At 68.5% G+C, this 12,238-nt stretch carries 10 protein-coding genes; 7 read left to right on the top strand and 3 right to left on the bottom strand.

Annotated elements, in window-relative coordinates; all coding sequences use genetic code 11:
• Positions 1-65 precede the first annotated feature (65 nt).
• A complete protein-coding gene (locus ACW9UL_RS11595; RefSeq protein WP_129482315.1) occupies positions 66-446 on the bottom strand; it encodes a MerR family transcriptional regulator in 381 nt (126 codons plus the stop codon).
• 208 nt (positions 447-654) lie between these two features.
• Between ACW9UL_RS11595 and ACW9UL_RS11590 the strand changes: the two genes are divergently transcribed.
• The 3 genes from ACW9UL_RS11590 (at position 655) to ACW9UL_RS11580 (ending at position 3,965) form a co-directional block, all read left to right on the top strand.
• Positions 655-1,422, top strand: coding sequence for a 3-hydroxyacyl-CoA dehydrogenase (locus ACW9UL_RS11590; RefSeq protein WP_457787088.1), 768 nt, complete (start codon positions 655-657; stop codon positions 1,420-1,422).
• A gap of 90 nt (positions 1,423-1,512) precedes the next feature.
• Entirely contained in the window at positions 1,513-2,700 is a 1,188-nt protein-coding gene (locus ACW9UL_RS11585) for an acetyl-CoA C-acyltransferase (protein ID WP_457787087.1), read from the top strand.
• A gap of 137 nt (positions 2,701-2,837) precedes the next feature.
• Positions 2,838-3,965 (top strand): acyl-CoA dehydrogenase family protein, encoded by a 1,128-nt coding sequence (locus ACW9UL_RS11580; RefSeq protein WP_457787086.1) that lies wholly within the window; start codon positions 2,838-2,840, stop codon positions 3,963-3,965.
• A 157-nt stretch (positions 3,966-4,122) separates the two neighbouring features.
• Here the strand turns inward: ACW9UL_RS11580 and ACW9UL_RS11575 are convergent, their stop codons facing one another.
• Positions 4,123-6,207 carry a TonB-dependent receptor family protein gene (locus tag ACW9UL_RS11575; RefSeq protein WP_457787085.1) on the bottom strand — a complete coding sequence of 695 codons (2,085 nt, stop codon included), beginning with the start codon at positions 6,205-6,207 and terminating at the stop codon, positions 4,123-4,125.
• A gap of 195 nt (positions 6,208-6,402) precedes the next feature.
• On the opposite strand from ACW9UL_RS11575, the gene ACW9UL_RS11570 reads away from it, so the two are divergent.
• From ACW9UL_RS11570 to gntR, 4 genes are all read left to right on the top strand, one after another.
• Positions 6,403-7,524, top strand: a complete 1,122-nt coding sequence (locus ACW9UL_RS11570) for a gluconokinase, GntK/IdnK-type (RefSeq protein ID WP_457787084.1) — start codon at positions 6,403-6,405, stop codon at positions 7,522-7,524.
• Positions 7,525-7,574: 50 nt separating this feature from the next.
• The gene (locus tag ACW9UL_RS11565) at positions 7,575-8,852 is read left to right on the top strand and encodes a TRAP transporter large permease (protein WP_122109745.1); all 1,278 of its coding nucleotides are present in this window, start codon (positions 7,575-7,577) and stop codon (positions 8,850-8,852) included.
• 58 nt (positions 8,853-8,910) lie between these two features.
• A complete protein-coding gene (locus tag ACW9UL_RS11560) occupies positions 8,911-9,924 on the top strand; it encodes a TRAP transporter substrate-binding protein (RefSeq protein WP_457787083.1) in 1,014 nt (337 codons plus the stop codon).
• A 123-nt stretch (positions 9,925-10,047) separates the two neighbouring features.
• A complete protein-coding gene (gntR, locus tag ACW9UL_RS11555) occupies positions 10,048-11,067 on the top strand; it encodes an HTH-type transcriptional regulator GntR (RefSeq protein ID WP_457787082.1) in 1,020 nt (339 codons plus the stop codon).
• A gap of 106 nt (positions 11,068-11,173) precedes the next feature.
• On the opposite strand, the gene ACW9UL_RS11550 is transcribed toward gntR, so the two are convergent.
• Positions 11,174-12,214, bottom strand: a complete 1,041-nt coding sequence (locus ACW9UL_RS11550) for a lipase secretion chaperone (protein WP_457787081.1) — start codon at positions 12,212-12,214, stop codon at positions 11,174-11,176.
• Between the last annotated feature and the right edge of the window lie 24 nt (positions 12,215-12,238).

Here is a 12,238-nt window from a genome sequence, read left to right as displayed (position 1 = left end):
ACCTTTTGTTGTCTTGGGGTGCGCCGTGCGCACCAGGTCGGTTGGGGTGGTGCGCGCGACGCACCCTACATGTCGGTTTCGGCCAGGGCTGCCAGGCAGCGCTCCTCGGCGGTATCGAGCTCCAGCTGCATCTGCCGGATGTCGAGCAACTGCTGCTCGAGCTGGGCGCGGCGTGCGGCGATCTTGTCCATGAAGGTTTCCAGCTGCTTGCGGTTGCCGCTGCTGGGGTCATAGAGGTCGATCAGCTCCTTGCACTCGGCCAGGGAAAAACCGATGCGCTTGCCGCGCAGGATCAGCTTCAGGGTGACCAGATCGCGGGGGCTGAAGATGCGCTCCTGGCCGCGGCGCTCGGGGGCGAGCATGCCTTGCTCCTCGTAGAAGCGGATGGCGCGCGGCGTCACGTCCAGTTCGCGGGCCAGGTCGGAGATGGAGTAGGTGGTGGGCATGAGGGGCGCCTTGCTATTTACCTTTACGTTAACGTAAAGCTGGCTTCGTCACCCTGTCAAGCGCGGCGTGGCGTCCGTGGAATAGGCATCGGCGTGCTGCGATAAAAAACGACCGGCGGGTCGCATCCGGGCAAAAAAGGGGCTTGACGTTACTTTCCGTTAACGTAAAGGTAAATGGCAGAGCCTCACTGCCTCGGGGAAAGTTGTTATGCGTATCGAAGGTTCCGTGTTTCTGGTTACCGGTGGCGGTTCCGGCCTGGGCCTGGCCGCTGCCCGTCAGCTGCTCGGCCAGGGCGGCAAGGTGCTGCTGTTGGACATCAATGCCGAGGCGGGGCAGCGCGCCGCCTTAGAGCTGGGAGAGGGCGCCCGCTTCGTGCAGGCCGACATCACCCGCGAGGAGGATGGCCGCGCGGCCGTGGAGCAGGCCCTGGAGGCCTTCGGCGCCGTGCACGGGCTGGTCAACTGCGCCGGTATCGCACCGGCCGAGAAGGTGCTGGGACGTAACGGCGTGCACGGCCTGGACAGTTTCCTCCGCACCGTCGAGGTCAACCTGATCGGCAGTTTCAACCTGCTGCGCCTGGCCGCCGAGGCCATGGCGCAGAACTCGCCGAATGCCGAGGGCGAGCGCGGGGTGATCGTCAACACCGCTTCGGTGGCGGCCTTCGACGGGCAGATCGGTCAGGCCGCCTATGCCGCGTCCAAGGGTGGGGTGGCCGCCATGACCCTGCCGGCGGCGCGCGAGTTGGCGCGCTCGGGCATCCGCGTGATGTGCATCGCCCCGGGCATCTTCGAGACGCCGATGATGGCCGGCATGCCGCAGGAGGTGCGCGACTCGTTGGCCGCCGGCGTGCCGTTCCCGCCGCGCCTGGGCCGTCCCGAGGAATACGCCGCGCTGGTGCGCCACATCATCGAGAACCCCATGCTCAACGGCGAGGTGATCCGCCTCGATGGCGCGCTGCGTATGGCGGCGAAGTAACCGACACATGACCCGGATTGCATCCGGCCGGGGCGAGCTGATCGGCCTGGCCGCAACCCATGGCACACCAACGACTTTCAGGAGACAACCATGTCTGCAACCGATCCGGTCGTGATCGTCAGCGCCGCCCGTACCCCCATGGGCGGTTTTCTCGGTGACCTGGCCGGCCTGTCCGCCGCCGAACTGGGCGGCGCCGCCATCCGCGCCACCCTGGAGCGCGCCGGACTCGCGGCCGAGGTGGTGGATACCGTGCTGATGGGCTGCGTGCTGCAGGCCGGTCAGGGCCAGGCCCCGGCGCGCCAGGCGGCGCTCGGCGCGGGCCTGAGCCAGGCGGCGCAATGCACCACTTTGAACAAGATGTGCGGTTCGGGCATGCAGGCGCTGATGCTCGGCCACGACCAGCTGCTGGCCGGTAGCGCCGAGGTGCTGGTGGCCGGCGGCATGGAGAGCATGTCCAACGCGCCGTACCTGCTACAGCGCGCCCGCGCGGGCTATCGCATGGGCCACGGCCAGGTACTCGACCATATGTTCCTCGACGGTCTGGAAGACGCCTACGAGCGCGGCCGGCTGATGGGCACCTTCGCCGAGGACTGCGCGCAGAGCTACGGTTTCACCCGCCAGGAACAGGACGCCTACGCCCTGGAGTCGCTACGCCGGGCGCAGCAGGCGATGGAGGCCGGCCATTTTGCCGACGAGATCGTCGCGGTCGAGGCTCCTGCCGGGCGTGAGCGGCGCCTGATCGCCGCCGACGAGCAGCCGCCCAAGGCCAGGCCGGAGAAGATTCCCACGCTCAAGCCGGCGTTCCGCGACGGCGGCACCGTGACCGCAGCCAACTCCAGCTCGATTTCCGACGGCGCTGCGGCCCTGCTGCTGATGCGCCAGTCAGAGGCCGTGCGGCGTGGCCTGAGCCCGCTGGCGCGTATCGTCGCCCATGCCAGCCATGCCCAGGCGCCGAACCTGTTCACCACCGCGCCGGTTACCGCGATTCAGCGCGTGCTGGCGCGCAGTGGCTGGAGCCTGAACGAAGTGGACCTGTTCGAGATCAACGAGGCCTTCGCGGTGGTGCCCATGGTGGCCATGCGCGACCTGGAGATCCCCCACGCCAAGCTCAACGTGCACGGCGGCGCCTGCGCCCTCGGCCACCCGATCGGTGCGTCCGGCGCGCGCGTGCTGGTGACCCTACTCAATGCGCTGAGCCAGTACGCGCTCAAGCGCGGCGTGGCCTCGGTGTGTATCGGCGGCGGCGAGGCCACGGCGGTGGCGATCGAAAGATTCTGACTCAGGGGGAGCGGTGCGCACCAACCACCCGAGCCTCGCACCGCCCGGTCTGTGGGAGGGGCTTTAGCCGCGACAGTCGCCGCTGAAGCGCCTCCCACCGTAGGGCGATCGATCAACCCGCATTATCGGAGCCAGCCATGCTGCCCAACGAAGAACAACTACTGATCCGCGACATGGCCCGCCAGTTCGCCCAGGAACGGCTCAAGCCCTTCGCCGCCGACTGGGACCGCGAGCATCGCTTCCCAACCGAGGCCATCACCGAAATGGGCCAGCTGGGCTTTATGGGCATGCTGGTGCCGGAGCAGTGGGGCGGCGCCGAGACCGGCCATCTGGCCTACGCCATGGCCCTGGAAGAGGTGGCGGCGGGTGATGGCGCCTGCTCCACCATCATGAGCGTGCACAACTCGGTGGGCTGCATGCCGATCCTGAAATACGGCAGCGAGGCGCAGAAACAGCGCTTCCTCCGCCCGCTGGCCGAAGGCAGCATGCTCGGCGCCTTCGCCCTGACCGAACCGCAGGCCGGCTCCGACGCCAGCGACCTGCGCACCCGCGCGCGGCGCGACGGCGGGCACTACGTGCTGAGCGGCGCCAAGCAGTTCATCACCTCCGGCAACCACGCCGGCATGGTCATCGTCTTCGCCGTCACCGACCCGGGGGCCGGCAAGAAGGGCATCAGCGCCTTTATCGTGCCCACCGACACGCCCGGGTTCTCGGTGGTGCGGGTGGAGGACAAGCTCGGCCAGCACGCCTCGGACACCTGCCAGATCCAGCTCGACGAAGTGCGCATCCCGGCCGAGCTGCGCCTGGGCGAGGAGGGCGAGGGTTACCGCATCGCCCTGGCCAACCTGGAAGGCGGGCGCATCGGCATCGCCGCGCAGGCGGTGGGCATGGCCCGCGCCGCGTTCGAGGCGGCGCGCGACTACGCCCATGAGCGGGTCACCTTCGGCAAGCCGATCATCGAGCACCAGGCGGTGGCCTTCCGCCTGGCCGACATGGCCACCCAGATCGCCGTGGCGCGGCAGATGGTGCACCACGCCGCCAGCCTGCGCGAAGCCGGCTTGCCATGCCTGACCGAGGCCTCGATGGCCAAGCTGTTCGCCTCGGAGATGGCCGAACGGGTCTGCTCGGCGGCGATCCAGACCCTGGGTGGTTACGGCTACCTCAAGGACTTCCCGGTCGAGCGCATCTACCGCGACGTGCGCGTGTGCCAGATCTACGAAGGCACCAGCGACGTGCAGCGGATGGTCATCGCGCGCGGCTTGTAGGCGCCGGCTGCGTAGGGTGCGCCGTGCGCACCGGGGGCTTACGCTGGGCTCAGCGAACTGATCCTCGCCCTCAGGTGGGAGAGGGCAGCCGATTCGCGTCGTTGCCGAGTGTCACCCTCAGCTACGAGGTGCGCACGGCGCCCCTACGGCAAACGCCTCAATCGAACCGATACTGCACCCCCGCGCCGACATACCAGGCCCGTTCCGGCCCCGGTTCGTAGTAGCGGCCGTTGCTCTCGCCGACTATCACCGAGCCGATGTACTGGCGGTCCAGCAGGTTGTCGATGCGCAGCACCTGGTTGAAGGTCAGCGCGTCGAGTTGCTGCTCGAAGCGCGCCTGCCAGTTGAACAGCGCGTAGCTGGGCGCGGCCTTGGCGGCGTTGCTGTCCTCGACATACAGCTTGCTGCGGTACAGCCCTTCGAGGGCGGTGCTGAAACCCTCGCGCGGCTGCCAGGCCAGTTCGCCATACAGGGTGCTGGCGGGGATGCCGGGCAGGCGATTGCCAGACGCGATCGGCCGGCCGCCGCTGGCGAAGTCCTGGCTGTAGACGGCCTCGATATGGCTGTAGGCGAGGTTGCCGCGCAGGGTGTCGCTCAGTTGGCTTGCCACCGCCAGTTCCACGCCGCGACGGCGGGTCTGTGCGGCGTTCTGAAAGCGCGTGCGGCCGCCGCTGGCGGATGCCACCACCAGCTCGTCGTCGGTGTCGATCTGAAACAGCGCCAGTTGCAGGTCGCTGGCCTGGCCGAGGCGGGCCTTGAGGCCGATTTCGACCTGCTCGCTGGTGGCCGGTTGCAGGTCGAAGCCGAAACCGTTGTCGGGACCGGAGTACGACAGTTCGTTGAGCGTCGGTGTTTCCAGGCCCTTGCCCCAGCTGGCGTAAAGATTCAGCTCCGGCAGCAGCGCGTAGCTGGCGCCCAGGGTCGGGGTTAGCTCGCGGTAGGTGACCGCGCCGCTGTCGTCGCCATTGCTCAGGAAGCGGTCGTCCACCTCGAACCGCACTTCGTTGTGGCGCAGGCCGGCCTGCAGGTCGAGCTTGCCCAGTTGCCAGGCGGCCTGGACATAGGGCGACAGGCTGCTGACCTCATCGCGCTCGTCGCGGCGCAGGTTGCCCTTCACCCCCAGGGTGCTGCCGACGAAGTTCTCAAAGCCCTGGCGGTCGTCGCGGGAATGGTCGTAGTCCAGGCCGGCGGTCAGGGTCAGCAGGCTGCTGCCCAGGTCGAAGGGCTGGATCCAGCGGTTGCTGGCGCCGAAGAAGCGCCGCTCGAAGTCGATCACTCCGCCTGAGTGGGACGGGTTGGCCTGCACCGCCACCGGGATCGACTGGTACTGGATCACCCGCCGTGTGCCGCTGTACAGCGTGCTCTGCCAGGTGCCGGCGGCGAAGCTGCGCTCGTAGTTGAGGGCAAGCTGCTGGTGATCCACCGTCTTGCGCGTATTGAACGCCAGAGCGCTGGGGGCGGCGGCGCGGCGGTCGGTCTGCACCTGTTGCCAGGTCAGGCCCTGCGGGTCCTGGGTGTCGTTCTGGTCGAGCTGGCTGAAGCTCAGGCTGAGCTTGCTGGCATCGTCCGGGTACAGGGTCAGCTTGGCGAAGCTCTTGTCGAGGATGGCGCCGCTGTGCTCGCGGTAGCCGTCGGTCTCGAAGTGCGAGCGGTTGAGGATAAAGCCGGCCTGGTCGTTGCCGCCCTCGGCACTGACTCGCGTGCGGCTGGTGCCGAAAGCCGCCTGCGAGGTATCGAGCGATACCCTGGGTGCGCCTTCGCCATCGCGCGAGAACAGCTGGATCACCCCGCCGGAGTTGCTGCCGTAGACGCTGGCGAAGGGGCCGCGCAGCACCTCGATGCGCTCCAGGGTATCGAGGTCGAAGGTCGCCGCCTGGCCCTGGCCGTCGGGGTTGGACAGCGGCACGCCATCGGCCAGCAGCTTGATACCGCGGATGCCGAAGGCCGAGCGGGCGCCGAAGCCGCGCGAAGACAGCTGCAGATCCTGGGCGTAGTTCTGCCGGTTCTGCACCACCAGGCCGGGCACGCTGCCGAGGGCCTCGGACAGGTTGACCCCCGGCTTGCCCAGGGTGGCCTGCTCGGCATCGATGCGGTTGACCGAGAAGGGCAGGCGCCAGCCGCTGGCCTGGTAACGGCTGCCGGTAACCACCAGCGGCTCGGCCTGATAGCTGGCGTTCTCGGCCTGCGCGGTCAGTGGTAGCAGCAGGGCGGCAAGCCAGGGGCGAGGGCGGAATGGGGTCATGGTCGAGGGATCTTCTGCGGTCGCTATCCCGCGATGGTGACCGCAGCGGCGGACCGCGGGCTAGAGTCGCTGCGCCGCCTGACGCAGAAATGCTCTACGAAATGTTGCCGCAATAGGGTTGTCGAACGATTTGGATAGCGCTAACATCCGGCCAAACAATGAGCGGCACCACGTCGATGGCGCCCTGGAGTTCCCATGCAGCAACAGCCTTTCGCACTGCCTGCCCGCACCACATTGGTGGTCATGGGCGTCAGCGGCTCCGGCAAGAGCGAGATCAGCCAGGCGGTGGCCACCACCCTCGGCTGGCGCCATATCGAAGCCGATCACTTCCATCCCCGCGAGAACGTCGAGCGCATGCGCGCCGGCATCCCCCTGAGCGACGACGACCGCAGCCACTGGCTGGACGCCCTGAGCGAGCAGATGCTGGCCGCCCAGGCGGCGGGCGAGGGCTTCGTGCTGGCCTGCTCGGCGCTCAAGCGCGCCTACCGCGAGCGCCTGCGCGCGGCGGTGCCGGGGCTGCAGTTCGTGCATCTGCAGATCGACCAGGCCACCGCGCTGCAGCGAGTCGGCGCGCGTCCCGGGCATTTCATGCCGACCTCGCTGGTCGACAGCCAGTTCGCCACCCTCGAAGCACCGGCCGGCGAGCCACATGTCTGCGTGCTGAACGCGGCCGCCAGCCGCGAGGCGCTGCTGGCGGATATCTGCGCCTGGTTGCGCCGCGATCTGCCGGAGGCCGGCTCGGGCGCCGATGCCGCTGGTTCGATGACAGAAATTGATAGCGCTAACCATGTCTCGCAGCTGGGCGCCGACCCCATCTACGAGGGCCGCCTGGCGCGGCTGTTCGACCGCCTCACCGACGGCCTGATGGCGACGCTGATGGCCTTCATGGTACTGGCGGTGTTCGCCAACGTGGTGCTGCGCTACGCCTTCGGCACCGGCTGGGCCGGGGCCGAGGAACTGTCGCGGCTGGCCTTCGTCTGGCTGGTGTTCGTCGGCGTGGCCTCGAGCATGCGCCGCGGCGAGCTGATGACCTTCCGCATGATCCGCGACCGCTTCCCGCAGTCTGCGCAACGTCTGCTGGATTCGCTGAGCTGGCTGCTGGTGGCCGGCGCCAGCCTGCTGGCGGCCTGGGGCGCGTGGATGCAGGTGCAGTTCGGCTGGGGTAACCACAGCACCGTGGTCGGTTATCCGGTGGTGCTGGCCATGGTGCCGGTGCTGGCCTGCATGACGGTGCTGGCCGTCCTCGCCCTGGTGCAACTGATCAACCTGTGGCGCCGCGCGCCGCAGGCAAGCCTGGCTCACGCGCAAGTCGATTGAGGCTGCGTCATCACTAACAAGAACGGGCACTGCCCACCGAGGACCTGCCGATGACCGTCGCCGTCTTCCTTTCATCCCTGCTGGGCTTCATGGCCTTCGGCATGCCCATCGCCTTCGCCCTGATCCTCACGGCGGCACTGCTGATGTGGTACCTGGACTTCTGGGACGTGCAGTTGCTGGCGCAGAACCTGCTCGCCGGCGCCGACAGCTTCCCGCTGCTGGCCGTGCCCTTCTTCATCCTCGCCGGCGAGCTGATGAATGCCGGCGGCATCTCCAAGCGCATCATCGCCATGGCCCAGGCCTATTTCGGCCACCTGCGCGGCGGCCTCGGCTACGTCGCCATCGCCGCCGCGGTGCTGCTGGCGAGCATGTCCGGCTCGGCCCTGGCCGACACCGCGGCGCTGGCCACCCTGTTGCTGCCGATGATGCGCCAGCGCGGCTACCCGCTGCATTCCTCGGCCGGCCTGGTGGCCGCCGGCGGCATCATCGCGCCGATCATCCCGCCGTCGATGCCCTTCGTGATCTACGGCGTGGTCACCAACACCTCGATCAGCCAGCTGTTCATGGCCGGCCTGGTGCCGGGGCTGATCATGGGCGCCGGGCTGATCGTCGCCTGGAGCCTGATTGCCCGCGGCTTCACCGAGCCGACGCCGGCCAAGGCCAGCGCCGCCGAGCGCCGCCGGGTGCTGGTCGACGGCGCCGCGGCGCTGATGCTGCCGGTGATCATAGTCGGCGGCCTGCGCTTCGGCCTCTTCACCCCGACCGAGGCGGCGGTGGTCGCTGCGGTCTACGCCCTGGCGGTGTCGACCCTGCTGTACCGCGAGCTGAGCTGGGCCAGCCTGATGGAAACCCTGACCCGCGCCAGCCGCACCACCGCCTCGGTGATGTTCCTCTGCGCCGCCGCCACGGTATCGGCCTACATGATCACCCTGGCCCAGCTGCCGGACGAGATCGGCGCCATGCTCGGGCCGCTGGCCGACCACCCGCAACTGCTGGTACTGGCGATCATGCTGCTGATGATTGCGGTGGGCATGGTCCTCGACCTGACCCCGACCATCCTCATCCTCGCCCCGGTGCTGGCGCCGATCGCGATCAAGGCCGGGGTCGACCCGGTGTACTTCGGCGTGATGTTCGTGCTGATCGGCTCCATCGGCCTGATCACCCCGCCGGTGGGCACCGTGCTCAACGTGGTCGGCGGCATCGGTCGGCTGCGCATGGAGGTGCTGGTGCGCGGGGTGATGCCGTTCTTCCTGATCTACCTGGGCATCGTCGCGTTGCTGATCGCCTTCCCGGCCATCGTCACCGTGCCGCTGACCTGGCTGCGCTGATTCGCCCCAACCGGCGCGGGCGCGCCGGCTTCGTTCACAACAATAAGAGGTAGTCCCGATGAAACGTCCGCTGCTCGCCATCCTCACCGCTGCCCTGCTGTGCAGCCCGCTCGCCGCTGTCAGCGTCCACGCCGACGAAGTCCGCTCGCGGATGATCCGCTTCGGCTATGGCCTCAACGAAAACAGCAACCAGGGCCGCGCGGCCAAGCTGTTCGCCGAGGAGGTGGCCAAGGCCTCGGACGGCAAACTCAAGGTGCGCACCTTCGGCGCTGCCAGCCTGGGTTCGGACGACCAGATGCAGAGCGCGCTGATCGGCGGCGCCCAGGAAATGATGGTCGGCTCCACCGCCACCCTGGTCGGCATCACCAAGGAAATGGCGGTGTGGGACACGCCCTTCCTGTTCAGCAGCGCCGAGCAGGCCGACGCCGTGCTCGACGGCCCGGTTGGCCGCCAGGTGATGGACAAGCTGGAGGAGAAGGGCCTGGTTGGCCTGGTGTACTGGGAGAACGGTTTCCGCAACCTGACCAACAACGCCCGGCCGATCACCAAGCTGGAGGACTTCTCCGGGGTCAAGCTGCGCGTGATGCCCAACCCGGTGTTCCTCGAGACCTTCAAGCTGATGGGCGCCAACGCCGTGCCGCTGCCGTTCTCCGAGCTGTTCACCGCGCTGGAGACCAAGGCTGTGGACGGTCAGGAAAACCCGTTCAACACCATCCTCTCCTCGAAGTTCTACGAGGTGCAGAAGTACCTGACCGTGACCAACCACGTGTACAGCCCGTGGATTCTCACCGTGTCCAAGCGCTGGTGGGACGGCCTGTCTGCCACCGAGCAGAGCATTCTCATGGAGGCGGCGCAGAAGGCGCGTGACTTCGAGCGCCAGGACACCCGCGCCGAGGCCGCGCGCGCCCTGGCCGAGCTGAAGGACAAGGGCATGCAGATCAACGAAGTGGACGCCGCCGAGGTGCAGCGCATGCGCGAGCAGGCCGCCCCGGCGATCCAGAAGGTGGTCGACACGGTCGGCCAGCAGCTGTTCGATCAGGTGCAGGCCGAGGCCGCCAAGGCTGCCTTGTAAGTTTCGCGGGGCACGTTGGGACGGCCGCTCCTTGCATGGTGGCGGCCTCCCGGGCGGCGTGTCCCGCGCTTTATCCGCTGGCGAGGCTGGTAGAATCCCCGCCAGACCATCTCTGGAGGCGCTATGAGTCAACGTCGTCGCCGTTCCGCCGAACGCGTCACCCTGTCGGATGTGGCCAAGGCCGCCGGCTGCTCGCTGATGTCCGCCTCGCGTGCGCTGTCGCAGCCGGGCAGGGTCTCCGACGCCCTGCGCGAGCAGGTGATGCGCGCGGCCAAGGCGCTGGGCTACGTGCCCAATCCGGCGGCGCGGGCGCTGGCCAGCTCGCGCTCGAACCTGGTGGCGGTGGTGATTCCCTCGCTGTCGAACTCGGTGTTCGTCGATACCGTCGAGGCCATCCAGCGGGTGCTGATGCCGGCCGGCTTCGAGATGATGATCGGCGTCAGCCATTACCGGGTCGAGGAGGACGAACGCCTGCTGCGCTCCTACCTGGCGCATCAGCCGGCGGGTCTGCTGGTCACCGGCTTCGAGCGCAGCGACGCGGCGCGCGAGATCCTCGGCGCCAGCAGCTGCCCGCTGGTGACCCTGATGGAGCTGAGCGATGAGCCGGAGGACTACTGCGTCGGTTTCTCCCAGGTCGAGGCCGGCGCCGCCATGACCCGCGCCCTGGTCCAGCGCGGCTACCGGCATATCGCCTTCGCCGCCGCCCAGCTCGACCCGCGCACCCTGCAGCGCGCCGAGGGCTACCGCCAGGTGATGCGCTACCTCAACCGTCACGACCCGGCGCTGGAGCTGCTCACCCCCGAGCTGTCGTCCATCGGCCTCGGCGCCGAGCTGCTCGACCGTCTGCTGGCGCAGCAGCCGCAGATCGATGCGGTGTTCTTCAACAACGACGACCTGGCCATGGGTGCGCTGTTCCGCGCCCGTCAGCTGGGCCTCGAGGTGCCGGGGCGGCTGGCCATCGCCGGCTTCAACGACCTGCCGGCGGCGGCCTGGATGCACCCGGCGCTGAGCACGGTGCGCACCACCCGTGGACGCATCGGCGAGCTGGCGGCGAACATGCTGCTGGCCTTGATGCGTGGCGAGAGGCCCGAGCAGCACTGCATCGACGTCGGCTTCGAACTGGTGATGCGCGACAGCACCTGACAGCACCTGAGGGTAAGGGAGGCCTTGGCCGGTAGGTTGGCGCTGAGCGCAGCGAAGCCCAACGGGGAGCGCAACGCGCTCCGCCCGACGATCCGGCGGCCCGGACTCAGCCGCCGTTCGTATTTCTGCCTGCCTCGGCCAACTGCTCGGCCGCCTCCAGGCGCAGGCGCTCGCGTTCGTCGAAACGTTCCGCCGCCAGCGCCTCGATGGCGGCACGCTTGTCGCTGCTGCTGAGCCCCTCGTTGGCCTGGATATGCGCCTTGGCGGCGAGATACTCATCGAGACGCTTCTGCCAGCCCTGGCGTTGGCTGTCCAGCGCCTCCAGGCGGGCAGTGGCCTCGGCGCCCACCAGCTGCTGGCGCAGCTGGCGAATCTGCGCGGCGCTGGCGCCTTCGGCCTGCAGGCGTGCGGTGTGCTGGCGCAGCTCCTGCTGCAGCTGCGGCAGCACCATGTCCTGCAGCTCCTCCGGCAGGCTGGCGCGCAGGCGGTCGACCGCCAGGCCCTTTTCCTCGTCGCTCAGTCCGGCGTCCTGGCGGATCGCCAGGCGCTCCAGGGTGAAGCGGTTGTAGCCTTCCTCGCGGGCGAAGAAGGCCTGATGGCTCTCGCTGTCGAACAGCCGCGCGCGCAGCGCCTGCACCGCCGCTTCGCGTTGGCGCATGGCGTCCAGGCTGGCCAGTTGCGGCAGGTCGCGCTCCAGCAGCACCAGCTCGCGCTTGTAGGCCAGGTACTGGTCGAGCAGCGCCTGCGCGCGGGCCCGGGCCGGTTCCTGCAACTGGCCGTCGATATAGCCGCGCAGACGCGCGACGCTGGCGTCCAGGCTCTCCTCGCCGAGGCTGGCGAGGAAGTAGTCGAAAATACGCCGAATGTCTTCGCTGACGATCAGGTTGCCGGCGGCATCGACGCGAAAGCGGCCGTCCACCTCGGTGCCGACGAAGGATGCCGGCAAGCCGAGAGCGGCGGCTTTTCTCGCCGGCGTGACGGGCGCGGGCAGCGCTTGCTGCAGCGCGGGTGGCGCCGCCGGTGGCGGGGTTTCCCCGCTGGCCGCGGGTGGATTGAACCGATCGGGCAGATGCCCGGGCTCGAGATAGAGCATCGACGCCAGGCAGACGGCGAACAGCAGGGGCAACAGCAACAGGGCTTTGTTCACGGCAGATTCCACTACGGCGTCCGG

The sequence above is a fragment of the Pseudomonas sp. PL-6 genome, assembly GCF_054110165.1.
This window is presented reverse-complemented; position numbering and strand designations above follow the sequence as displayed.